Source organism: Actinomycetospora sp. NBRC 106378, from assembly GCF_030269685.1.
Classification (GTDB): domain Bacteria; phylum Actinomycetota; class Actinomycetes; order Mycobacteriales; family Pseudonocardiaceae; genus Actinomycetospora.
The window spans coordinates 32,137-53,288 of the sequence record NZ_BSTT01000014.1; the positions used below are offsets into that span (position 1 = coordinate 32,137).

The following is a 21,152-nucleotide window of genomic DNA, read 5'->3' on the forward strand; positions in this document are numbered from 1 at the left end:
GTGCTATAACGGCGGGGTCACTCGTCCGGGTGACGTCCGAGGAGGTCGCCCTGTGCGTTCCGTAGTGCGTCTGCGGACCCGTCCGGGTCGGCCCTGGTGGCAGCTCACCACCCGCCCCTCGACGTCGGCAGTCCTCGCGCTGGTGTCGCTCGCCGCCGCCGGGGTGCAGGCCGCGCTGTTCTCCTCGCCGACGCCCTGGTACCAGGTCGCGGTCGTCGTGTTCTGGGTCGTGGTCGGCGTCGCCTTCGTCGCCTCCGCCCTCGGCGGTCGGGCCCGCGCCCGCCGGCGTGCAGCCACCCCCGCCCGGCCGCCCGTGGACCCGGCGCCGTTCGTCCCCGTCCCCGTCCGTCCCGCCCGTCCGCGCGGTCGCACGGAGGGTCGGGCGGAGATGGGGGAGCCCACCGACCCGGTGGTGGCTCCGACCACGGCCGTCCGACCCCGGCCCGCACCGGCGCGGGCGGGCGGGGGCGAGGAGCGCACCACCACCTCCGTGTCCCGGGAACGGATCGCGTCCGCCCCGCGGCCCGCCCCGCCCTGGCGCCCGTCGCGGGCGGCGGAGGAGCGGACCGCCACCGTCGCGGTCACCTCCCGGCACGCGGTGCGCGCCGTGGCCGCGGTCGAGTCGGTGTCGCGGCCGGTCGCCGTGCCCGCCGTCTCCGTCGAGGCCGTCGACGCGGCCGACCGCCGCGAGGTCGCCCAGCGGGGGATGACGGCGGAGACCGTCGCGATCCGGGACGGCCGTGTCCGGCCCCGACCGTCGGCGAGCTCCGAGGCCGCCGCGGTTCGTCCCGGCGGCGGACGCCGACGCCTCGCACAGGAGCCGCGGGTCGCGCCGCCGGCCCGCGCCGCGGGTGCCGCCCCCGCCGACGCCGTGCCGTCGCCCCGCCCGGCCCCGAGCGTGGAGCAGCCCCGCCCGGCCCCCGGTCGCCGGGTGGAGGAGCCGACGGTCCGCCGGTCCTCGCACGCCCGCCGGACCGCGGCGCAGGACCGGGAGGGATACACCAGGCAGGATTCTGGGCCGTCCCGGATGCCTGACGTGCCACTCGGTGCGCGGGCCCGGCGGGAGCGCGAGCAGGCCCCGCGCGAGAGGCACACCAGGCAGGATTCTGCGCCAGCCCGCATGCCTGATGTGCCACTCGCGGCCGAGCGAGCGCGGCGAGCCGAGCAAGCCGAACGCCCCGCACCGACCCGTCGTCGGGAAGGGCCCCCCGCGGCGACCGAGAAGACGGCCCCCTTCGGCGGCAGCCTCACCTTCGGCGCGGGCGCCGTCCCTGCCGATCCCGCGCCCGAGGCGTGGGCGCCGGCGCCCCGCGGCCCGGTCCCCGAGCCGTCGTCCGGTCGGCACGCCGCACTGGCCACCCCGAACGACGAGGACGTGCCGAACCGCGCGGCCCGCCACGCCGTGCCGGTCGCACCGGGACGACGTCGCGCAGGCTAGCGGGCAGGTAGCCTCGAATCCGGACGAACCGGACGACGCGAGGGGCTCCCGTGGACGACGACCAGCGCGAGGGCACGACCACCACCCACGCGCCGTGGACGAAGGTCGTCACCCTGGTGGTGCTCGCGGTGTTCATCCTGTCGCTGCTGGTGGGTGCTCTGCTCTTCTAGGCGACGTGGAACTGCTCGACCGCGTCCGTGCCGCCTGCCTCGCCCTGCCCGAGGTGGTGGAGCGCCCGAGCCACGGCACGCCGTGCTGGTTCGTGCGTGGGAAGAAGACGTTCGTCATGTTCGCCGACCACCACCACGGCGACCCGCACGTCGCGCTCTGGGCCGCCGCCTCGCCCGGCGTCGCCCAGCAGCTGATCGACGACGAGCCGGCGCGCTTCTTCCGGCCGCCCTACGTCGGGCACCGCGGGTGGGTCGGCCTGCGCCTCGACCTGACCGGCGAGGACGCCCTCGACGACGACGAGCTGCGGGGCCTCGTCACCGACGCCTTCCGGCACGTCGCGCCCCGGACCCTCAGCGCGCAGCTGTGACCTCGGGGGCGTCACCGCGGTCGTGGTCGGCCTCCGCGCGCAGGTCCCGCACCATGTCGGGCCGGGCGAGCATGTGAGCCACCCCGCTGCGCACGCCCCAGGAGTAGATCACGAGCGCGAAGACCGCGACGACCACGCTGTCCCACGGGGCCGGGAGCAGGCCCGCGCCGTCGAAGCTCCCGAGCGCGGAGAGCACCGTGATGCCGGCGAGGTAGACCACGAGCCACCAGCCGCCCGAGAGCTGACCCGCCGGTCGGCCCGAGCGCAGCCAGACCACGACGTAGACGACGACGCCGATCACCGTGATGGCCATCGCGATGCGCAGCTTCGGCCAGGCGACCCAGAAGATGACCAGCGACGACACCACGAACGCGACCGGGGCCACCACGGTCATGCCGCGCAGCCGCGTGTCCCGGCGGGTCAGGCCCGAGCGTCGGAACGCGATGAGCGAGACCGAGCCGATCTGGAAGGTGAACGCCGCGATCGACCCGGTCACCGAGATGATCGAGTGCCAGCTCGGCAGCGGCAGCAGGTAGGCGAGACCGATGACGAAGTTGACCGCGAGGGCCCGGGCGGGGACGCCCCGCGCGTTGAGCCCGGTCAGCCAGGACGGGAAGAACCCGTTCTTCGCCAGCCCGAACACGTTGCGGGCGTTCGCGGCGGTGAACACGATCCCGGACCCGGACGGCGAGAGCATCGAGTCGGCGATCAGCGTCCACGACAGCCAGCTCAGGCCGAGGACCATCGCGAGGTCGGCGAAGGGCGAGTCGAAGTTGACGCCGTGCCAGCCGCCGAGCAGCGCGGAGCCGGGGACGGCGCCGAGGAACGCGAGCTGCAGGCCGAGGTAGAGCACGATCGTCACGAGGATCGTGATGATCAGGGCCCGGGGGACGGTGCGGCGGGGGTCGCGGGCCTCCCCGGAGAGCTCGACGACGTTGCGGAAGCCGGTGTAGGCGAACACCATCCCCGCCGTCGCGATGGAGCCCAGCGCGGCGCTCCAGCCGTAGGGCGCGAAGCCGCCGTGGTCGGTGAGGTTCGACGAGTCGAAGCCGCTCGCGACGAGCAGGACCACGGTCGTCGTCGGGATGAGGATCTTGATTGCGGTGATGATCGTGTTGGAGCGGGCGAAGAGCCGCACGCCGAACCAGTTCAGCGCCACGAACCCGGCCATCAGCACCACCGCGAGGGCGATGCCGGGGACGGTGAGCCGGTCGCCCTCGTAGACCCCGGGCAGGTAGGCGGCGGCGTACTGCACCACGCCGGCCGCCTCGGTCGGGGGGTTGCCGACGTAGCTGATCCAGTTCGCCCACCCGACGACGCCCGCGGCGAGCCCGCCGTGGCTGTACATCGGGTAGCGCACGAGCCCGCCGGACTCCGGCTTGGCCATCCCGAGTTCGGCGAACACGAGCGCGACGCAGAGCATGAGCGCGCCGCCGATCACCCAGGCGAGCATCGCCGCCGGTCCGGCGTCCTGGGCGGCGTAGAGCGAGGAGAACAGCCACCCCGACCCGATCACGCTCCCGAGCCCCGCCGCGAGCAGCGACCAGAAGCCGAGGTCCTTGCGCAGACCCGCGTCCGCCCGGGTCGCGGGGGCTTCGCGGCGGGTCTCCGTCATGGAGTGCCACTACCCCTGGTCGGGTGATCGTTACGCAGAGTGTCCGAAAGGTCCGTTTGCGGAACCCGACCACGATCGTCTACCCGCCGAGAGGCCTCCGGCGGCGGGTGACGGAAGGACGCCGCCGGCGATCGCGGGTGCGCTCGCCCAGCGCCAGCGCCAGCGCCGCTCCGATCGCGACGAGCCACGCGTCCTTGGCGAGCGGGATGCCGTCGGGCGTCGGGAAGACACTGCCCGGACGACGCATCCCGGGCGTGCGCGCGTAGAGCCCCAGCAGGGCCCCGCCGAAGCCGAGCAGGCCGACCCCGGCGACGACGTCCGGGACGAGCGGGACCAGCAGCGCTGCCCCGAGCCCCACCTCGCCCGCGGCGAGCGCCGTCGTGAACGTGGCCGGATCGACCTTCCCCAGGAACGGGTACGCGCCGCGGGCGAACCCGTGCAGCTGCTCCGCGGTGGCGTCGTCGGCGCCCCACTTGGCGAGTCCTGAGTCGAGGACGTAACCGCCGGTCGCGAGTCGCAGCGGGATCACCCAGGCCCGGTCGCGCAGGCTCGTCGTCGCGTCTCCTCCTCGGGGAACGAGGTCGGATCGCATCAGGGTCATGGAGGGCCTCCACCGGGGCGGTCGTGCACCGTGACGTCCCGGCGGCTGCCGGGCGGTCCCACGGTGCGCCCTGCCCGTCGGGCACCGAACCGGTCCCGCGGGCGCATTCCCCGGCCCGGGCTTGGTCCCGGCGGGCCCTCCTAGAAGGCGAACCGCCGCTCGAAGTCGGCGTCCTGCAGGGCCGGCCGCTCGAGGGTGAAGGTGTCCACCGGGAACCGGGACCGACCCGCCGTCGCGAACTCGGCGAGGACCCTGCCCAGCAGGGACGCGTAGGCGGCGGCGTGCCCCGTCCCCACCGCGACGTGCACGGACGGTGCCTCGGGCACGGTGTCGACGACGAGGTGGCGGTCGGGCGCGAGGGCGGACCGGGAGGTCGTGCTCGACAGCTCGGGACCGCCGAACCCCGGGAGGTGCTCGGCGAGGAACTCCTCGCGGCGCTTGCGGGCCAGCGCGTCGGCCTCGAAGGAGGGGGCGGTGTCCAGCTCCTGGTCCAGCGTCGTCGCGATCGCGCCGTCCACCGGCAGGGCGACGAGCTCCTCCGCCCCGTGCCAGCGCACCACCGGGAGGGCCCCGGGGGAGTGGTCGAGCAGGTTCGCGGTGGCGTAGCGGGTGACCTGCTCGAAGCGCGTCGTGAGCGGCAGCGGGCGGCCGAGCCCGGCGAGGAGGTCGACGGCCACGGCGTCGGCGGTGACGACGACCTGCTCGGCCCGGTGCACGGCGTCGTCGGTGACCACCTCGACGTGCTCACGGCCCGGCCGCACCGCGCGGACCGGCGTGTTCTCCAGGACGTGCGCCCCCTGCCCGCGGGCCAGGGCGAGGTGCACCGCGGCGGCCCGACGGGCGTCGACCACGCCCGCGCCGCGCTGGTGGAGCGCCCGCTCGTGGCCGGTCGGCCGGAGCTGCGGCCACCGTGCGTGCAGCGCGGCCGCGTCGAGCTCCTCGAGCGGCACCCGGTGGCGGGCGGCGACGGCGCGGTAGCCGTCGAGCACGGGGGAGGCCTCGGCGACGACGAGCTCGCCGGTGTCCGTGACGAGCTGCTGGCCGGACACGCGCGCCACGGCGTCCCAGGCGTCGAGCGCCGCGGGGGCGAGGGCGGCGTGCACGTCGAGGGGCTGGGTGCGGCTCAGCACGTGGCCCCGCTCGGGGACGGCGCCGACCCGGCCGGCGTCGAGTCCCAGCACCCCGCCCCGGGTCGCGCGCGCCGTCCAGTAGAGCGCGGCAGCGCCCGGGCCGCCGCAGCCGATGACGATGACGCGGTGCTCGGAGCTCATGGGGATTCCCGGGGTCGGATGCGACGGGTCTGGCACCCACCCTGCGTCCCGCCGCGGGGTCGTGGTGGCGGCGGGCGATCGGCAACCCCACTGGTCTGAGAAGGCGGGCCTTATGGATGGGGGGCCACCGCGTCCGCGGTCCGGGCGTGCACCATCGACCCCATGGACCTCGAGCTCCGCCAGCTGCGGGCGTTCCTCGCGGTCGCCTCGGAGCTGCACTTCAGCCGGGCCGCGCGGCGCCTGCACGTGAGCCAGCCCGCGCTCTCCCAGCAGATCCGGGCGCTGGAGAAGAGCCTCGGCACCGCGCTGTTCGACCGGTCCAGCCGCGCCACCGAGCTGACCGCCGCCGGGCGGGTGCTCTTCGAGGCGGCCCCGCGGGTGCTCTACGAGGCGGAGCGGGCCCAGTCGCTCGTGACGCAGGCGGCGCGCGGTGCGGTCGGGCTGCTGACCGTCGGGTCGGTGGGGACCGCGCTCGCCTCCATCGCGCCCCGCATCCTGCGGTCGGTGCGTGCGGAGTTCCCCGACCTGCAGCTCGAGGTGAGCCAGCACGACACCTCGGCCCAGCTGGTCGCTCTCGCCGACGGGCGGATGGACGTCGGGCTCGTGCGGGCCGCGCAGCCCACCGAGGCGGTGGCGGTGGAGCACCTCGTCGCGGAACCCCTGCTGTGCGCGGTGCCCTCGGACCACCGGCTCGCCGGCGGCCCCACCGTCGACCCGGCCGAGCTCGCCGACGAGTCCTTCGTGCTCTGGCCCCGGCCGTTGGGACGGGCGTTCTTCGACATCATCGTGAGCTACTGCCTCGGCCACGGGTTCAGTCCGCGGATCGTCGCCGAGGGTGCCGACATCGAGACCCAGCTCGGCCTCGTCGCGGCCGGGCTCGGGGTCTCGTTGCAGCCGTCCTACTACGCGAACCTGCGGCCCCCGGGCGTGGTGTTCCTGCCGTTGGACGGCGACGTCCCGCAGGTCGCGCTGCAGGTCGCCTACCGCCGCAGCGACCGCTCACCCGCCGTCGCGCACTTCGTCGCGGCGGCGAAGAGGTGCGCCGGGGCCGGCTGACTCACCAGGGGACGGTGCGACCGTCGGCGAGGAACGAGCCGCTGGGGTGCACGGTCGGGCGCAGCACCGTCGCGACGATGCCGGCGGCACCGTCGGCCACCGGGCGGCCGCCGCGCCCGCCCATGTCGGTCGCGGTCCAGCCCGGCGAGACCGACTGCACGACGATCGGCGCGAGCGCGTCCGCGAACACCCGCGTCGTCGCGTTGAGCGCGGCCTTGGACACCGAGTAGGCCGGCGAGTACGCCCGCATCCGGGCCAGCGACCCGAGCTCGCTCGTCACGTTCACGACGACGGGTTCGGTCCCGTCCCGCAGCAGGGGCGCGGCCGCCTGGATGAGCCGCCAGGCGGCGAGCACGTTCGTGCGCCACGCCTCGTCGACGACGGCGAGATCCTCGGTGAGCGGGTCGGCCCCGGCGTCGAAGTGGGTCGCGGCGTTGTTCACCACCGCGTCGAGCCGGCCGAGGTGCTCGCCGATCCAGGCGATCGCGGAGTAGACCGAGGCCTGGTCGGTGACGTCGAGCCCGACGGCGTGGACACCGAGCTCGGCGGCAACGCGTTCGCCGTCGGCGGGGTCGCGGGTCCCGGCGACGACGGTGCACCCGGCGGCGGCCAGCTGACGGGCGATCTCGGTGCCGAGGCCCCGGGACGCGCCGGTGACGAGGACGGTGCGACTCATCCGGTCGGGTGCCCGCTGGACGCGCCCGACTATCTGAAAGCCCCCTACCGTTTCCGGTGCTAACGTCGGGCGCATGGCCGGCGCGATCACCCTCCCGCTCCACATGCAGCGTGACCGGTACGACCCGCCCGTGCGCATGGCGGAGCTGCGGGAGCGGCCGGGCCTCGAGGCCATCACCACGCCGCTCGGGCTGCGCGCCCACCTCGCCACGCGGTACGAGGACGTCCGCGAGGTCCTGGGCGACGCCGAACGCTTCTCCTCCGCGGGCATGCCGGCGCTGCCCGGGGCGGAGCCCGACCAGCGGGTGGGCAACCTGCTCGCGCTGGACCCGCCCGACCACACGCGGCTGCGGCGGCTGCTCACCGGGGAGTTCACGGTCCGGCGCATCCGGCGGCTGCAGCCGCGGATCGAGCAGATCGTCACCGAGCACCTCGACGCCATGGAGCAGGCGGGGCCCCCGGCGGACCTCGTCGAGCGGTTCGCGCTGCCGATCCCGAGCCTGGTGATCTGCGAGCTGCTCGGCGTGCCGTACGCCGACCGCGGTGACTTCCACCGACGCGCCGCGATCCAGCTCGACCTCACCCGTCCCCTGGCCGAGCGGGGCGCGATCGCCGCCGAGTCGCGGGCCTACATGGGGACGCTGGTCGACCGGGCCACGGCCGACCCGGGCGAGGACCTGCTCGGGATGCTCGTGCGCGAGCACGGCGGGGAGCTCAGCCGGGCCGAGCTGATCGGGGTGGCGTCACTGCTGCTCATCGCCGGCCACGAGACCACCGCGAACATGCTCGCGCTCGGGACGCTCGCGCTCCTGGAGCACCCGGACCAGGCGACGGCCCTGCGCGAGGACCCGACCGTGACCGCCCCCGCCGTGGAGGAACTCATGCGGTTCCTGTCGGTGGTGCACTCCGGGATGCCGCGGCGGGTGACGCGCGACACCGAGGTGGGCGGGACACCGCTGCGCGCCGGGGAGTTCGTCGTCGTCTCGCTGCCCGCCGCGGACCGGGACCGCGCGCTCGTGGAGGACCCGGAACGGCTCGACGTCGGGCGCGCCGCGGCCCCGCACGTCGCCTTCGGGCACGGGGTGCACCACTGTCTGGGCGCACCGCTGGCGCGCATGGAGATGGCCACCGCGTTCCCGGCCCTGCTGCGGCGCTTCCCGTCGCTCGCCGTCGCAGGGGAACCGGAGTTCCGGTCGGCCGCCGTGGTCTACGGACTGCGGCACCTGCCGGTCACCTGGTGAGATCAACCGTCCTTTCGCCCACCACCGGAGGGGAACCATGAAGATCCGAGCCGACCGCGACGTCTGCATCGGGGCGGGCAACTGCGTGCTCGCCGCCGAGAACGTGTTCGACCAGGACGACGACGCGATCGTCGTCGTCCTGCAGGAGACCCCGGAGGGCGCCGACGCCGAGGCGGCGCGCAACGCCGTGGGGTCGTGCCCGTCGGGGGCGCTCTCCATCGAGGAGACGTAGCGCAGCGGAGCTCGACCATCGGCGAGGAGACGTAGCGCAGCGGAGCTCGACCATCGGCGAGAGTCCTGACCCGCCCGTGACGAGGTGGACGACGCCGTCCGGTCGCACGCGACACGTCCGGATCGCGTCGTCACGCTGCTAGCGTCCCGGCCGTGACCGAGCTGTCCTCCCGACCGTTGCGCGCCGACGCCGCGCGCAACCACCGCGCCATCGTGGCCGCGGCGCGGGAGGCGTTCGAGGAGGTCGGCCCCGACGTGCCGCTCGAGGAGGTGGCGCGGCGCGCGGGGGTCGGCCCGTCCACGCTCTACCGGCGCTTCGGCGGGCGGGACGAACTGGTCACGGCGGTGTTCGCGGAGTACTTCGCCGATGCCGTCGAGCCGCTGTTCGCCCGGGTCGACGCCGAGCCCGACCCGGCGCGCGCCATCGCGGTGCTCGTCGAGGGCATCGCCCGCGCGTTCGTGCACCGCCGCGGCATCCTGCGCGCCGCCAAGGACGCCGGGGCCTTCACCCCGGAGATCGTGCTGCGCTTCATCGGCCCGCTGCACGACCTCGTCGAGCGGGCGAAGGAGCAGGGCGTCGTGCGCTCCGACCTGGAGGCCCGGGACATCCCGTCGACCGCGCACATGCTCGCGTCGGTCGCCGCACCGTTCGGCACCGACATCGACCCGAGTGCCTGGGACCGCTACCTCCCCCTGCTCCTCGACGGACTCGCCGCCCGCGCCGAGTACTCCTCCCTGCCCCCGCTCGACCCACCGCCGCGCGCCGAGGTCGCCGAGCGGCTCGGATGCCCGACCAGGAGTCGCGAGTGACCGGAACCCTGCGCTGGACGGTTCATGGCGACGGCCGTGCTCCCGGCCCGGGGGAGGTGGTGCGGCCCGAGGAGCGGATGAGCTGGGGCCGCACCGTCGGTCTCGGGATGCAGCACGTCCTCGCCATGTTCGGGGCGACCTTCGTCTTCCCCGTGCTGATGGGCCTGGACCCGAACCTCGCGATCCTGCTCTCCGGGCTCGCGACGATGCTGTTCCTGCTCATGACGCGCGGACGCGTGCCCAGCTACCTCGGCACGAGCGCGTCGTTCGTCGGCGTGGTCGCCGCCGTGCGGGCCGACGGCGGGACGAGCGCCGAGGTCACCGGGGCGATCGCCGTCACCGGCGTGGTGCTCGCGCTGGTCGGGCTCGCCGTGCACCTCGGCGGCGCCCGCATCATCTCGGCGATCCTGCCGCCCGCCGTCACCGGTGCGGTGGTGCTGCTGATCGGCTTCAACCTCGCGCCGGTCGTCGCCGGGACGTACTGGCCGCAGGACCAGGGCGTGGCCCTCGTGACCATGCTCGTCGTCATGGTGGTGGCCGTGGCCGCCCGCGGGATGCTCGGTCGGCTGGCCGTGCTGGTCGGGCTCGTCGTCGGCTACGTGCTCTCGGCGGTGCTCGACGCGGTGCTGGGCCCGATCACCGCGCCCGACGCCTCCGGGGTGGTGTCCACCCACCTGCGGCTCGACTTCTCGAAGGTGGCCGACGCGCCGTGGGTCGGGTTGCCGCTGGGGACGCCCGACGCCCCCGGGCTGCACCTCCCGGCGTTCAGCGCGACGGCGATCCTCCTCGTGGTGCCGGTCGTGGTCGCGCTGATCGCCGAGAACACCGGGCACGTCAAGGCCGTCGCCTCGATGACCCGGGAGGACCTCGACCCCTACCTGGGACGGGCTCTCGCCGCGGACGGGATCGCCACGGCGGTCGCGGGCGGGGTCGGCGGGTCGCCGACCACCACCTACGCCGAGAACATCGGCGTCATGGCCGCGACCCGCGTGTACTCCACCGCGGCGTACTGGGTGGCTGCCGTGGTCGCGGTGCTCATCGGTTTCTGCCCGAAGTTCGGCGCCGTCGTCGCGGCCACCCCGGGCGGGGTGCTCGGCGGGATCACCGTGGTGCTCTACGGGATGATCGGCCTGCTCGGGGCCCGGATCTGGGTGGAGAACCGGGTCGACTTCTCCCGGCCCGAGGTGCTGGTGCCGCTGGCCGCGGGCATCGTCATCGGGGTCGGCGACGTGACGATGGAGTTCGCCGGCGGGCAGTTCGGGGGTATCGCGTTCGGCACCGTCGTGGCGATCGCCGGCTACCACCTCATGCGTCGACTGACGCCGCAGCGTCCGGACCCGATGCCGGCGGAGACGCAGGAGACGCCTCCAGACCCGCCAGCAGAGCGCTGAGGGTGCGCCCGAACAGGTCGTCGGGCACCGACTCCGGGCTGAGCCGTCGGTACTGCACGAGACCACGTGCGAGGGCCGATGCGACCGTGCCGACCTCGGCGTCGGACATCGACAGTGTGGTCCCGCGCCGGGTGCGCTCCTGCGCGACCATGTCGGTGATGATCTCGTGCACCCGCCGGTGGTGGGCGGCGAGCTCCGCGCCGAAGGCGGGGGAGCGCAGGGCGTAGAGCCATGCCTCCGCCCCGAGCTCCGCGAGGTGGTCCGAGTCGGCCTCGGCGAGCAGCTGCCGGTTCAGGGCCGGCACCGCGGCCTCGAAGCCGTCGACGAGCTCGGCCTGCGCGGCGGCGAACTCGTGCGCGGAGCGCCGCTCCATGAGCGCGACGAACAGTTTCTCCTTGCTGGTGAAGTGCGCGTACACCGACCCGACGGACGTGCCGGCGGTGCGCGCGATCTCCTCGACCGACGCGGCGCCGTAGCCGCGCTCGGCGAACACCGTCGCCGCCGCGTCCAGGAGGTTCTCGTGGGTGCGCGCCTTCGCGGCGGCCCGACTGCCGGACATGGCCGACAGTCTCCCCTCTGCGGGAGGATCGGCGGAGCGGGTGGGTGATGGTTCCAGCATCACCCACCCGCCCCGCGTCACCTGGTGCTCCTCCGCGCCCCGACACGCACGGATCGCACCGTCCTCGCGTCGTCGGTGCTCCCCAGCTCCGACAACGGGTCCCGGCCGCTCGGGGGTCGGCCGGTCGCGGTCAGCTCGACGAGCCGAACACGCCGGTCGTCACACCGCCGACGAGCGGGCCCGCGACGCCGTCCACGCCGCCGACGACACCGCCGACGAGGTCGGTCACCCCGCCGAGCAGCTCCCCGCCCGCGCCGACGAGACCCCCGACGAGGCCCTTGGTCTGGTGCTGGGCGGCGTGCGGGTGGTCGTGGGAGTGCGACTCGGTGGCGTTCGCGGCGCCGGCCATCGCGACCGTGCCGACGCCCGCCAGCATCGTGGCGGCGGCGAACCTGCTGGTCATCCTGCTCATGAGAACTCCTTCTCGGTGGGTGTCACGACGACCTCGGCGTTCCTTCCCCGTCGGGGCGTCGTTGGGACGGGGGGACTCTCTCCCGAACCTGAGAGGCGCTCTCATCTAGGGCCCGTTCACTGAACCGACCCTCAGTGAACCGTTCGGCGGTCCACCTGCCGCCTCTCGGTCCTCCCGCGCCCGGCGAACGGGCGGTCGAGCCGCTCGACCGGGTGACGACTGGTCTCTTCGGGTGAAGCTGACGCCGAGGAGTCACTGCTGGTGATTCCTGCTCGTCGCCGCCGTCCTCGTTGACGTACCGAGGTTCCTGGTCCTATCTTCGTACTCAACCGAAAGGTTGAATACGACGATCGGAGCGGCCGGTGGAGGACGAGCTCTCCCGGGCCTTCGCCGCGCTGGCCGACCCGATCCGACGGGACATCGTCGCCCGCCTCACCGCGGACGACCTGACCGTCACGGAGATCGCGTCGTCCTACGACGTGAGCCTCCAGGCCGTCTCCAAGCACCTGCGGGTGCTCGAGACCGCGGGCCTGGTCAGCCGCCGACGGGACGGCCAGCAGCGCTGGGCGCATCTCGAGGTCGACGTGTTCGACCTGCTGACGGGCTGGATCGACACCTACCGCCGCCGGGCCGAGCTCCGGTACCAGCGGCTCGACGACGTCCTGCGGAGGAACCCGTGACCACCACGCTCGCCACCACCATCGAGGCCGACCCGACCGTGCCCGCCGTCCGCATCACGCGCGAGTTCGACGCGACGCCGGCCGCGGTCTTCCGTGCCCACGTCGACCCGGAGCTCGTGGTGCAGTGGCTCGGCCCGCGCCGCCTGACCATGACGCTGCAGCACTGGGACGCCCGCACCGGTGGCGCCTACCGCTACACCCACGTCGGCGAGGACGGGACCGAGCACCACTTCCTCGGCTCGTTCCACGAGGTCCGGCGCGACGAGCGCATCGTCCAGACGTTCGCCTACGTACCGTTCGCCGACCAGGTGGCACTGGAGATCGTGACGTTCACCGAGCTCCCGGGCGGCCGCTGCCGTCTCGAGGGGTTCTCGCTCTTCGGCTCCTTCGAGGGCCGCGACGCGATGCTGGCCTCCGGGATGGAGGAGGGCGTCGTGCAGGGCTACGAGCGTCTCGACGAGGTGCTGTCCTGACGACGGGTGGCGCCGTCCCGAGGGAGCGCATCGGCCCCCGGAGACGACGAAGGGGCTGTGAGCCCACGGGTATGAGGCATGGGTCCACAGCCCCTCAGCGGATCGGGCGGCATCGCCTGGATGGCGGCGCCCGACCAGGTCGGGTGCGGGCTTAGAGAGCCTGCACCTGGTCCGCCTGCGGGCCCTTCGCGCCCTGGCTGGACTCGAAGCTCACACGCTGGTTCTCGTCGAGCGAGCGGAAGCCGCCGCCGGTGATCGCCGAGTAGTGGACGAAGACGTCCTTGCCACCGTCGTCAGGCGCGATGAAGCCGAAGCCCTTCTCCGCGTTGAACCACTTGACAGTTCCTTCAGCCACGAATCCTCTTTCAGGTCGAGCTCCTCGCGGGCGATCTGTCCACGAGCGTTGCCCGACGCCGGGGCACGGATGCGGGAGAGGTTCCTCCAGCGGTGCTGACCGGGCCGTTGTCACATCATCCACGGCACCGCGCACGGCGAGGAAAACGAGACTGCAACGCCTACGAGGCTACAGCAGGTCCGGCGGGGCGGGACGGACGGTGTCGTCCGCCCCCTGTGGAGGCGTGGAGCGGGCGACGGGAATCGAACCCGCGTAGCCAGTTTGGAAGACTGGGGCTCTACCATTGAGCTACGCCCGCGTGCGGTCCGGCACCCCGGACCGCAATCACCGTAGCCGATACCCGGACGGCCGCACGCTGCCGGGCGTGCCCCTCGAGACGTTGCTCCGTCCAGGTGGTTGCCCGGGCGTGTGAATCTCGGGTCTCTGGATCGTTCAGTAGACGCTCTGTCACGGTCCAGCACTTGGCCGAACGCCATGTGAACGGGTACACAAGCGCGGTCGACGGACGCGATGGGTGCGGCACACGTTGTTGATGTGTGACGCTCACCTGGTACTTCACGGTAGCTCCGGCGATGCGGGAACCATGGCGGCACAGGCCGATGAGAGTGACCGGAAGGGACCGGAGCATGGACACGGAGCGCGACACCAGGGTCATCGACACCGACGAGGACCACATCGTCCGCGGGCTCGACTAGCCCCGGAACGACGACGGGTGCGGACGACGAAGTCCGCACGGCCCGTCGAGCAGGACCCAGCACGAATCTCCGGCCGGAGTGGCGACCGTCGCCCGGCCGTCGAGGACCCGGTGGCCCGTCACGCTGCGGCCACCGACCGCCGACCGACGCCCCGGGGCGACCCTCCGGAGTCGGCGTCGTCGAACGGGCGTCAGGTCAGCGCGGCCCGCGCCCTACACTCGTCCGCAGACGGGGTGTAGCGCAGCTTGGTAGCGCACTCGCTTTGGGAGCGAGGGGCCGTGGGTTCGAATCCCGCCACCCCGACCAGACTCGACCAGCACGAACGCCGGCAGCGGAGGCGGGTGTACCCGGGTCCGCCGTGAAGATCCGGAACTGCCGAGCGAAGTGATCGCTGAGCGAGCACTTCGCTACGCACGATCAGATCTTGATGTCCGCGGCCCTCGTGGTGCTCGCGGGCCTACGCTCCGACCCGTGAGCCGCACCCTGACCGACACCCTGTGGGCCGGTCTCGGCGTGGGCGGCGCCTTCGGCGCCATGTGGGCGATCGAGCGGCTGCGCCCTCCCGTCCGCGCGGACGACGTCGGGGCGCCGGAGGACCAGGTCGGGATCGGCGAACTCACGCGGGCCTACTTCTTCTCCGCCGGCGTGACCGCCGCGAGCCCGCTGGTCGCGGGTGGGGTCCGCCTCCCTCGGTGGACCGGCCCGGCCGGACTCGCGCTGCAGCTCGGCGCCGTCGGCCTGCGGGTGTGGGCCATGCGCACCCTGCAGGGCCACTACGCGCACGCCCTCCGGGTCGTCCCCGACCAGCCCGTCGTCCGGACCGGTCCCTACCGCCACGTGCGGCACCCGGGCTACGCGAGCGTGCTGCTGCTCTGGCTCGGCGCCGCGACGAGCGCCCGCAACGCGCTCGCGCCCCTGCTGACCCTCGCGGCCGTCGGCACCGCCTACCGCGAGCGGATGGACGCCGAGGACGCCCTGCTGCTCCGCGAGCTCCCCGGCTACGCCGCGTACGCCGCCACCACGCCGCGGCTGCTGCCCCGCCCGTCCTGACGGCGGGTCGCGCGGGTGACCGACCCGCCGTCGGGAACGCGGAACCCGGTTGCCGGGCGACCCGTCCCGGACTGGGATCGGCGCCCATGGCGAACGTCCTGACCCTGTCCGACGACGGGCCGCAGCTCGACGGCGAGCGCGCGGCGCTCGACCTTCTCGCCGAGGCCTTCGGCGCGGACGCGCGCACCGTCGTCGTGCCCGTCCGGCGCCTCGCCCCGTCCTTCTTCGTGCTGCGGACCGGCGTCGCGGGCGCGATCACCCAGAAGTTCGTCCAGTACGGGGTGCGGCTCGTGGTCCTGGGCGAGCCCACGACGACGGAGGGCCCGGTCGGGGACTGGATCCGCGAGGCGAACCGGGGCGGCGACCTGTGGTTCGTCGCCGACCCCGCGGAGCTGGAGGCGCGCCTCAGCCGGTGAGCTCGGCCGCGCGGCGGGCGCTGCGCTCGAGCCGGGCCACGTGTCCGAGGCGCTGCGCCGCGGCCAGGTTGCCCAGGTTGTCGTTGTCGCGGCGCAGCCCCGCCGCGCCGTCGACGAGTTCACGCACGACGTCGGCGTGGCCGCCGTGCCGGTTCGTCTCGGCGACCACGTGCACCAGGATCTGGTGCAGCGTGACCGTCGCTCGCTCCTCGGGCCAGTGGGCGACGTGTCCCTCGGCGTCGAGGTCGAGTGCCTCGATCGTCGCGTCGCCGTGGGCGGCGGCCCGGGCGTAGAGGCCGAGGACGTCGTCCCGGGCCTCCTCGGCGCTCGCCCACAGGTCCGCCTCGGGCTCCGGGTGCGCCTCGAACCAGCCGACGGTCTCGGCGAACGGCCGGTCGAACACCTCGCCGAGATAGCCGGACTCGACGATCGCGAGGTGCTTGACCAGCCCGAGGAGGTTGGTGCCGGTCGGGGTGAGCGGACGACGGACGTCGTACTCGCCCAGCCCCTCCAGCTTCCACACGACGGCGTCGCGCGCCTGGGTCAGATAGCGGTGCAACGTCGTCTTCGGATCCACGGGCGTTGGTCTACTCCACCTGGCCCCCGCCGGGATGGTGACCCGGGCGATGAGGCAGGGTCGGGCGCACGGCACGTACCCGTGCCGTACCGGCGAGAAGGGGAGCAGGGACCCGCGATGACCGAGGGACGCACGAGCGTCGGCGAGACGGACGCGGAGGTCGAGCGCACCTCGACGCCGGAGACGACCGGGCACGCCGGGACCGAGCACGCCGAGGACACGGAGCACACCGAGCACACGGAGCACACCGGGTCCGAGCACGCCGGGACCGAACACACCGAGACCGAGCACGCCGGGTCCGAGCACGCCGAGGACGCGACCGCACCTGCCGTCGGGGACGCGCCGCGCGAGGGCGACACCGTCGCGGCCGCGACGCTGCCGGGCGCGGCCGACGCCACCGACGACGGCCGCCACAGCGCCGCGGAGACCGACGGCGGTGACGACGACTGGGCCGAGGCCGAGGACCGGGCCTACAAGCAGGAGCTGCGCAAGGGCCTCGCGTTCGGGACGGCGGGTGGGCTCGTCCTGGGCGCCATCGTCGCGCTGCTGCTCGGCGCCTTCGTCTACCCCGGCTACCTGGGCGGGCCCGGCAGCCCCGACGACACCGCGAACCAGGTCGTCTCCGCGCTGGCCGCGAAGGACGCGGGTGCCCTCACGCAGCTGTCCTGCAAGGGGCCGGACGGCGCGCCGGTCTCCCAGCTCTCGCCGCAGGTCCTGCAGCTCATCGGGGGTGTCCGGCCGACCGGGCCGACGACCACCTACATCGAGACCGAGGCGCGCACGCCGATCGACCTCACCCTGAGCGCGCAGGGGCAGACCCAGACGCTGCCCTCCGAGCTCGTGCTCGGGCAGGCGCAGGGCTCGTGGTGCCTCAAGGGCCTGGCGCAGCGCCAGTAGCCGACGACGGCGGGTGCCGCTGCGCTCCTATCGGCGCAGCGGCGCCCGACGCCCCCAGGTCAGGCACCGCCACGCCCACTCGACCGGTCCGTAGGCGAACCGCTGCAGCCACAGCCGGCTCACGACGACCTGCCCGACGAGGACGCCGACCGTGAGCGCGGCGATGGCCGGGCCGTCGGCGGGGGAGTCGATGGCGAGCAGCGGACCGATCAGGAGCATCAGGACGGTCGCGGCGAGGTAGTTGCTGAGCGCCATGCGCCCCATCGGGGCGAAGACCGCGGTCACCGCGGGCGCCGCGGGCGTGCGCAACGCGAGGAGCACGACGCAGCACCAGGTCGTCGCGGTGGCGACGGCGGCCAGCGACGGCAGCAGATCCTGGGTGCCGCCGAGCCCGCCGCCGATGAGGTTGACCCGGGGCACCGGCGTGCCGGTGAGCGCGAGGACGACCCAGGTCGACGTCAGGGCCGCGGCGACGGCGCCGACGACCGCGACCCGCCCGGGCCGGTCGGTGAGGTGGTCGGCGACCCCCACCCGGGCGAGGGCGAAGCCGAGGACCAGCAGCGCCACGACGAGCCCGAGCGACTCCTCGATCTGCGGGAGCACGAGCACCATCCCGACCCCGATGACGAGGCACTCCCACCGCCCCGCGAACGACAGCGGCAGCAGCACAGCGAGCCCGACCAGCGCGTAGGGGAGCAGGACCTCGCCCTGGTGGAGGAACTGGTGGAGCCCGCCGATCACCACCAGGACGACCAGCCGCCGGGCGAGGACGACCCGCGGGTGCGGGGTCCGGTCGGCGGCACGGGCGAGGAACAGGCCGAACCCCACGCCGAACAGGACGGCGAACAGCGACAGGAAGCGTTCGAAGAAGATCAGCTGCACGGGGAGCGGCAGCGTCCGCTCGCCCGTGCCCCGGACCCACACCAGCTGCTGGTAGACGTTGATCACGAGGATCCCGCAGAGCGCGACCCCGCGGAGCACGTCGAGCGCGACGATCCGCCCGCCGGGGGTCGAGACGGCGGGCGACGCGTCGGTCAGTGCGGCCATGCCTCCGGCACCTCGCGGGCGATCTCGTCGAGCCAGATGCGGGCCGACGAGTCCGACGGCGCCCGCCAGTCGCCCCGCGGGGAGAGCGAGCCGCCCGCCGAGACCTTGGGGCCGTTGGGCACCGCCGAGCGCTTGAACTGCGCGAACTGGAAGAAGCGCTGGGCGAAGACCTCCAGCCACCGCCGGATCTCGGGGAGGTCGTAGGCGACCCGGTCGTCGTCGGGGAACCCGGTGGGCCAGGCGCCCTGCTCGGCGTCGTGCCAGGCGTGCCAGGCGAGGAAGGCGACCTTCGAGGGCCGCGACCCGTGCCGCAGGATCTGGAAGAGCGTGAAGTCCTGCAGGTTGTACGGGCCGATCTTCTGCTCGCTCGACTGCACCGGGGCGTCCTCGGTCGCCGGCACGAGCTCCGGCGTGATCTCGGTGTCGAGCACCGACTGCAGCACCTCGCCGACCTCGTCGTCGAACTGGCCCGACGAGATGACCCAGCGGATCAGGTGCTGCATCAGCGTCTTCGGCACCCCGCCGTTGACGTTGTAGTGCGACATCTGGTCGCCGACCCCGTAGGTCGACCACCCGAGCGCGATCTCGGAGAGGTCGCCGGTGCCGAGCACGATCCCGCCGCGCTGGTTGGCGGCCCGGAAGAGGTAGTCGGTGCGCAGCCCCGCCTGGACGTTCTCGAAGGTCACGTCGTAGACGGGCTCGCCCTGCGAGAACGGGTGGTCCAGGTTCTTCAGCATGAGCCGGGCGGTCTCGGTGATGTCGATCTCGGTGAACGTGACGCCGAGGGCCTCGCAGAGCCGCTGCGCATTGCTCTTGGTGTGCTCGCCGGTGGCGAAGCCCGGCAGCGTGAAGGCGAGGATGTCGGTGCGCGGGCGCCCGGCCCGGTCGAGCGCCCGCGCGGCGACGATGAGGGCGTGGGTCGAATCGAGGCCTCCGGACACCCCGATCACGATCTTCGGCTGTCCGATCGCCCGGAGCCGCTGCTCGAGGCCCGAGACCTGGATCGAGTAGGCCTCGTAGCAGTCCTGCTCGAGCCGGGACGGGTCGGCTGGCACGAACGGGAAGCGCTCGACCTCGCGGCGCAGCCCGAGGTCGCCGTCGGCGGGGTCGAGCGTGAACTCGACCGTGCGCCAGCCGGCGAGGCGGTCCGCGTGCGCCCGCCGGTTGTCGTCGAACGTGCCCGTCCGCAGCCGCTCGGCCACCAGCAGGTCGAGGTCGACGTCGGCGATCGCGTGCTGCTGGCCCTGCGGGAAGCGCGGCGTCTCGGCCAGCAGCCGCCCGAACTCGTGGATCGAGGTCTGGCCGTCCCAGGCGAGGTCGGTGGTCGACTCGCCCTCGCCGGCCGCCGCGTAGACGTACGCGGCGGCGCACCGGGCGGACGCCGACCGGGCGAGCAGCTGCCGGTCGTCCGCGCGGCCCACCGTGATCGGGCTGCCGCTCAGGTTCGCGAGCACCGTCGCCCCGGCGAGGGCGGCCTCCGCGCTCGGCGGCACCGGGACGAACATGTCCTCGCAGATCTCCGCGTGCAGCACGAGGCCCGGCACGTCGGTCGCGGCGAAGAGCAGGTCTGGCCCGAACGGGACGTCGACGCCGAGGAGCCGGGTGGTGCCGCCGTGCTCGTCGTCCCCCGCGGCGGCCTGCCGGCGCTCGTAGAACTCGCGGTAGGTCGGCAGGTAGGACTTCGGCGCCACCCCGAGCACCCGGCCGCGGTGGATCACGACCGCGCAGTTGTACATGCGGTGCCGGTGGCGCAGGGGCGCGCCGACGACGAGCACCGGCGTCAGGGCGGCGGTCTCCTCGAGCACCGTGCCCAACGCCGTCTCCACCGCGTCGAGCAGCGTGTCCTGCAGCAGGAGGTCCTCGATGGAGTAGCCCGAGAGCGTGAGCTCGGGGAACACGACCAGCGCCGCTCCGTCGTCGTGGCAGACGCGGGCCATCTCGACCACCGCCGCGGCGTTCGCGGGCGGGTCGGCCAGCGAGGTGCGGACCGTCGCGGCCGCGACGCGGGCGAACCCGTGCCGATAGGTGTTCCTGAAGTCGTACGAGCCGATGCCGGGCAACGTCGGTCCCTCCCCGGTGATCACTGCGATGCCCCGGAGTGTGCCCGACGGGTCCGACATCGACGCCGGGACTTCGCTCAGACCCAGGCCATCGCGCGCCGGTCGGCCCAGTACCGGTCCGCCGGACCGGCCAGCGCCCCCAGCGCGTCGAGGTCGTCGCCGGACAGCGACACCGGAGCGAGGTTGGACCGCAGCTGGTCCGGGTCCGCCGCGCCGGAGAGCACGACGTCGACGAACGGCTGCGCGGCGATCGCGGCGAGCGCCACCGCGTCCGGCCCGACGCCGTGCGCCGCGGCGACGGCGGCGAGCGGCGCGGGCGGGTCGACCACCAGCCGGCCGTTCGCCACGCCCTCCTTGACCAGCACGAGGGCCCCGGCGTCGTGCGCCTCGGCGAGCGCGGGGCCCACCGACGTCTCGAGCAGGTTCCACGTCGACTGCACGGCCGTGAACAGCGGCGCGCCGCCGATCTCGAGGGCGAGGCCGCGCCGGACCGCGTCGGGCTGGTCGGGACCCGACGTCGAGAAGCCGAGGCGCACCCCGTCGTCCCGCAGGTCGGCGAGCGCGCGCTGCAACGGCCCGTCGTCGAACAGCGGCGAGTCGGTGGTGAGGGAGTGCACCTGGTAGAGGTCGGGCGCACCGAGCAGCGCGCGGGTCTGCGTCCACTGCGTGCGGAAGTGCGCGAGCGAGTGCTCCTTGACCTCGTGGACCTCGGCGTCGGGATCCCAGTCCGCGGTGTAGCGGTAGCCCCACTTGCTCGAGACGACCGCGTCCCGACGGCGGGTGGGGTCGCCCGCCAGCCAGCTCGCGAGGAACTCCTCGGCCCGGCCGTAGGAGCGGGCGGCGTCGACGCGTCGGACGCCCGCCTCCCACGCGGCGTCGAGCGTCGCGTGGGCGAGCGCCCGGAGCTCGTCGACGGTGCGGTGCACACCGTCCCGGCCGACGTTGACGTAGGTCGGGCGGCCGAGCGCGGCGAGACCCAGGCCGAACGTGGTCATGTGCGCAGC

23 protein-coding genes and 2 tRNA genes are annotated in these 21,152 nt (G+C 74.0%); 13 read left to right on the forward strand and 12 right to left on the reverse strand.

The window, feature by feature from the left end:
- The first annotated feature begins 52 nt into the window (after positions 1–52).
- Together QSK00_RS24275 and QSK00_RS24280 are read left to right on the forward strand one after the other, a co-directional pair.
- Complete coding sequence (locus tag QSK00_RS24275) at positions 53–1,438, forward strand: hypothetical protein (RefSeq protein ID WP_285594988.1); 1,386 nt, start codon at positions 53–55, stop codon at positions 1,436–1,438.
- A 175-nt stretch (positions 1,439–1,613) separates the two neighbouring features.
- Entirely contained in the window at positions 1,614–1,976 is a 363-nt protein-coding gene (locus tag QSK00_RS24280) for an MmcQ/YjbR family DNA-binding protein (protein ID WP_285594990.1), read from the forward strand.
- Here the strand turns inward: QSK00_RS24280 and QSK00_RS24285 are convergent.
- The 3 genes from QSK00_RS24285 to QSK00_RS24295 form a co-directional block, all read right to left on the reverse strand.
- Positions 1,960–3,591, reverse strand: coding sequence for an APC family permease (locus tag QSK00_RS24285; protein WP_285594993.1), 1,632 nt, complete (start codon positions 3,589–3,591; stop codon positions 1,960–1,962). The two genes, QSK00_RS24280 and QSK00_RS24285, sit on opposite strands and share 17 nt — an antisense overlap.
- A 79-nt stretch (positions 3,592–3,670) precedes the next feature.
- On the reverse strand, positions 3,671–4,192 hold the full coding sequence (locus QSK00_RS24290; RefSeq protein WP_285594995.1) for a hypothetical protein: 522 nt from the start codon (positions 4,190–4,192) through the stop codon (positions 3,671–3,673).
- A gap of 140 nt (positions 4,193–4,332) precedes the next feature.
- A complete protein-coding gene (locus QSK00_RS24295; RefSeq protein WP_285594997.1) occupies positions 4,333–5,463 on the reverse strand; it encodes an FAD-dependent oxidoreductase in 1,131 nt (376 codons plus the stop codon).
- A 162-nt stretch (positions 5,464–5,625) separates the two neighbouring features.
- Between QSK00_RS24295 and QSK00_RS24300 the strand changes: the two genes are divergently transcribed.
- Entirely contained in the window at positions 5,626–6,519 is an 894-nt protein-coding gene (locus QSK00_RS24300; protein WP_285594999.1) for a LysR family transcriptional regulator, read from the forward strand.
- A gap of 1 nt (position 6,520) precedes the next feature.
- Here QSK00_RS24300 and QSK00_RS24305 read toward each other — a convergent pair whose 3' ends face one another.
- Positions 6,521–7,195 carry an SDR family NAD(P)-dependent oxidoreductase gene (locus QSK00_RS24305; RefSeq protein ID WP_285595001.1) on the reverse strand — a complete coding sequence of 225 codons (675 nt, stop codon included), beginning with the start codon at positions 7,193–7,195 and terminating at the stop codon, positions 6,521–6,523.
- Positions 7,196–7,268: 73 nt separating this feature from the next.
- Between QSK00_RS24305 and QSK00_RS24310 the strand changes: the two genes are divergently transcribed.
- From QSK00_RS24310 to QSK00_RS24325, 4 genes are all read left to right on the forward strand, one after another.
- The gene (locus QSK00_RS24310) at positions 7,269–8,435 is read left to right on the forward strand and encodes a cytochrome P450 (RefSeq protein WP_285595003.1); all 1,167 of its coding nucleotides are present in this window, start codon (positions 7,269–7,271) and stop codon (positions 8,433–8,435) included.
- Between the two features lie 37 nt (positions 8,436–8,472).
- Complete coding sequence (locus QSK00_RS24315) at positions 8,473–8,667, forward strand: ferredoxin (protein WP_179791960.1); 195 nt, start codon at positions 8,473–8,475, stop codon at positions 8,665–8,667.
- A 152-nt stretch (positions 8,668–8,819) separates the two neighbouring features.
- On the forward strand, positions 8,820–9,476 hold the full coding sequence (locus tag QSK00_RS24320; protein WP_285595009.1) for a TetR/AcrR family transcriptional regulator: 657 nt from the start codon (positions 8,820–8,822) through the stop codon (positions 9,474–9,476).
- Positions 9,473–10,867 (forward strand): uracil-xanthine permease family protein, encoded by a 1,395-nt coding sequence (locus QSK00_RS24325; RefSeq protein WP_285595011.1) that lies wholly within the window; start codon positions 9,473–9,475, stop codon positions 10,865–10,867. Before QSK00_RS24320 ends, QSK00_RS24325 begins: the two co-directional genes overlap by 4 nt.
- On the opposite strand, the gene QSK00_RS24330 is transcribed toward QSK00_RS24325, so the two are convergent.
- Both QSK00_RS24330 and QSK00_RS24335 read right to left on the reverse strand, forming a co-directional pair.
- On the reverse strand, positions 10,782–11,426 hold the full coding sequence (locus tag QSK00_RS24330; RefSeq protein ID WP_285595013.1) for a TetR/AcrR family transcriptional regulator: 645 nt from the start codon (positions 11,424–11,426) through the stop codon (positions 10,782–10,784). The two genes, QSK00_RS24325 and QSK00_RS24330, sit on opposite strands and share 86 nt — an antisense overlap.
- A gap of 190 nt (positions 11,427–11,616) precedes the next feature.
- The gene (locus tag QSK00_RS24335; RefSeq protein ID WP_285595015.1) at positions 11,617–11,898 is read right to left on the reverse strand and encodes a hypothetical protein; all 282 of its coding nucleotides are present in this window, start codon (positions 11,896–11,898) and stop codon (positions 11,617–11,619) included.
- A gap of 362 nt (positions 11,899–12,260) precedes the next feature.
- Here QSK00_RS24335 and QSK00_RS24340 point away from each other — a divergent pair, with 362 nt between their 5' ends.
- Positions 12,261–12,578, forward strand: coding sequence for an ArsR/SmtB family transcription factor (locus QSK00_RS24340; RefSeq protein ID WP_285595017.1), 318 nt, complete (start codon positions 12,261–12,263; stop codon positions 12,576–12,578).
- Complete coding sequence (locus QSK00_RS24345; RefSeq protein WP_285595019.1) at positions 12,575–13,051, forward strand: SRPBCC family protein; 477 nt, start codon at positions 12,575–12,577, stop codon at positions 13,049–13,051. Before QSK00_RS24340 ends, QSK00_RS24345 begins: the two co-directional genes overlap by 4 nt.
- A 151-nt stretch (positions 13,052–13,202) precedes the next feature.
- On the opposite strand, the gene QSK00_RS24350 is transcribed toward QSK00_RS24345, so the two are convergent.
- Positions 13,203–13,406, reverse strand: a complete 204-nt coding sequence (locus QSK00_RS24350; RefSeq protein WP_018335397.1) for a cold-shock protein — start codon at positions 13,404–13,406, stop codon at positions 13,203–13,205.
- A gap of 224 nt (positions 13,407–13,630) precedes the next feature.
- Positions 13,631–13,704, reverse strand: a tRNA-Gly gene (locus QSK00_RS24355).
- 626 nt (positions 13,705–14,330) lie between these two features.
- Here QSK00_RS24355 and QSK00_RS24360 point away from each other — a divergent pair.
- From QSK00_RS24360 to QSK00_RS24370, 3 genes are all read left to right on the forward strand, one after another.
- Positions 14,331–14,407: transfer RNA gene (locus QSK00_RS24360), tRNA-Pro, on the forward strand.
- A gap of 165 nt (positions 14,408–14,572) precedes the next feature.
- A complete protein-coding gene (locus tag QSK00_RS24365) occupies positions 14,573–15,151 on the forward strand; it encodes a methyltransferase family protein (protein WP_285595022.1) in 579 nt (192 codons plus the stop codon).
- Between the two features lie 86 nt (positions 15,152–15,237).
- Complete coding sequence (locus tag QSK00_RS24370; protein ID WP_285595024.1) at positions 15,238–15,567, forward strand: DUF4180 domain-containing protein; 330 nt, start codon at positions 15,238–15,240, stop codon at positions 15,565–15,567.
- Here QSK00_RS24370 and QSK00_RS24375 read toward each other — a convergent pair.
- Positions 15,557–16,144, reverse strand: coding sequence for a DinB family protein (locus QSK00_RS24375; protein ID WP_285595027.1), 588 nt, complete (start codon positions 16,142–16,144; stop codon positions 15,557–15,559). The two genes, QSK00_RS24370 and QSK00_RS24375, sit on opposite strands and share 11 nt — an antisense overlap.
- Positions 16,145–16,261: 117 nt before the next feature.
- Between QSK00_RS24375 and QSK00_RS24380 the strand changes: the two genes are divergently transcribed.
- The gene (locus QSK00_RS24380; protein WP_285595028.1) at positions 16,262–17,041 is read left to right on the forward strand and encodes a hypothetical protein; all 780 of its coding nucleotides are present in this window, start codon (positions 16,262–16,264) and stop codon (positions 17,039–17,041) included.
- A gap of 27 nt (positions 17,042–17,068) precedes the next feature.
- Here QSK00_RS24380 and QSK00_RS24385 read toward each other — a convergent pair whose 3' ends face one another.
- Genes QSK00_RS24385 through QSK00_RS24395 form a run of 3 tightly spaced genes read right to left on the reverse strand, consistent with a single transcriptional unit; the run spans position 17,069 to position 21,143 of the window.
- Positions 17,069–18,088, reverse strand: coding sequence for a DUF418 domain-containing protein (locus QSK00_RS24385; protein ID WP_285595030.1), 1,020 nt, complete (start codon positions 18,086–18,088; stop codon positions 17,069–17,071).
- A complete protein-coding gene (locus QSK00_RS24390) occupies positions 18,076–20,172 on the reverse strand; it encodes an NAD(+) synthase (RefSeq protein ID WP_285595032.1) in 2,097 nt (698 codons plus the stop codon). Before QSK00_RS24390 ends, QSK00_RS24385 begins: the two co-directional genes overlap by 13 nt.
- 53 nt (positions 20,173–20,225) lie before the next feature.
- Positions 20,226–21,143: an aldo/keto reductase gene (locus QSK00_RS24395; protein ID WP_285595034.1), complete on the reverse strand. Its 918-nt coding sequence runs from the start codon at positions 21,141–21,143 to the stop codon at positions 20,226–20,228.
- Positions 21,144–21,152: the final 9 nt, after the last annotated feature.

What these genes read in the sequence shown, in the direction of transcription:
- QSK00_RS24285 (WP_285594993.1), bottom strand. Translation starts at nt 3,591, where the DNA reads ATGACGGAGACCCGCCGCGAAGCCCCCGCGACCCGGGCGGACGCGGGT.
- QSK00_RS24290 (WP_285594995.1), bottom strand. Translation starts at nt 4,192, where the DNA reads ATGACCCTGATGCGATCCGACCTCGTTCCCCGAGGAGGAGACGCGACG.
- QSK00_RS24295 (WP_285594997.1), bottom strand. Translation starts at nt 5,463, where the DNA reads ATGAGCTCCGAGCACCGCGTCATCGTCATCGGCTGCGGCGGCCCGGGC.
- QSK00_RS24300 (WP_285594999.1), top strand. Translation starts at nt 5,626, where the DNA reads ATGGACCTCGAGCTCCGCCAGCTGCGGGCGTTCCTCGCGGTCGCCTCG.
- QSK00_RS24305 (WP_285595001.1), bottom strand. Translation starts at nt 7,195, where the DNA reads ATGAGTCGCACCGTCCTCGTCACCGGCGCGTCCCGGGGCCTCGGCACC.
- QSK00_RS24310 (WP_285595003.1), top strand. Translation starts at nt 7,269, where the DNA reads ATGGCCGGCGCGATCACCCTCCCGCTCCACATGCAGCGTGACCGGTAC.
- QSK00_RS24315 (WP_179791960.1), top strand. Translation starts at nt 8,473, where the DNA reads ATGAAGATCCGAGCCGACCGCGACGTCTGCATCGGGGCGGGCAACTGC.
- QSK00_RS24330 (WP_285595013.1), bottom strand. Translation starts at nt 11,426, where the DNA reads ATGTCCGGCAGTCGGGCCGCCGCGAAGGCGCGCACCCACGAGAACCTC.
- QSK00_RS24335 (WP_285595015.1), bottom strand. Translation starts at nt 11,898, where the DNA reads ATGAGCAGGATGACCAGCAGGTTCGCCGCCGCCACGATGCTGGCGGGC.
- QSK00_RS24370 (WP_285595024.1), top strand. Translation starts at nt 15,238, where the DNA reads ATGGCGAACGTCCTGACCCTGTCCGACGACGGGCCGCAGCTCGACGGC.
- QSK00_RS24380 (WP_285595028.1), top strand. Translation starts at nt 16,262, where the DNA reads ATGACCGAGGGACGCACGAGCGTCGGCGAGACGGACGCGGAGGTCGAG.
- QSK00_RS24385 (WP_285595030.1), bottom strand. Translation starts at nt 18,088, where the DNA reads ATGGCCGCACTGACCGACGCGTCGCCCGCCGTCTCGACCCCCGGCGGG.
- QSK00_RS24395 (WP_285595034.1), bottom strand. Translation starts at nt 21,143, where the DNA reads ATGACCACGTTCGGCCTGGGTCTCGCCGCGCTCGGCCGCCCGACCTAC.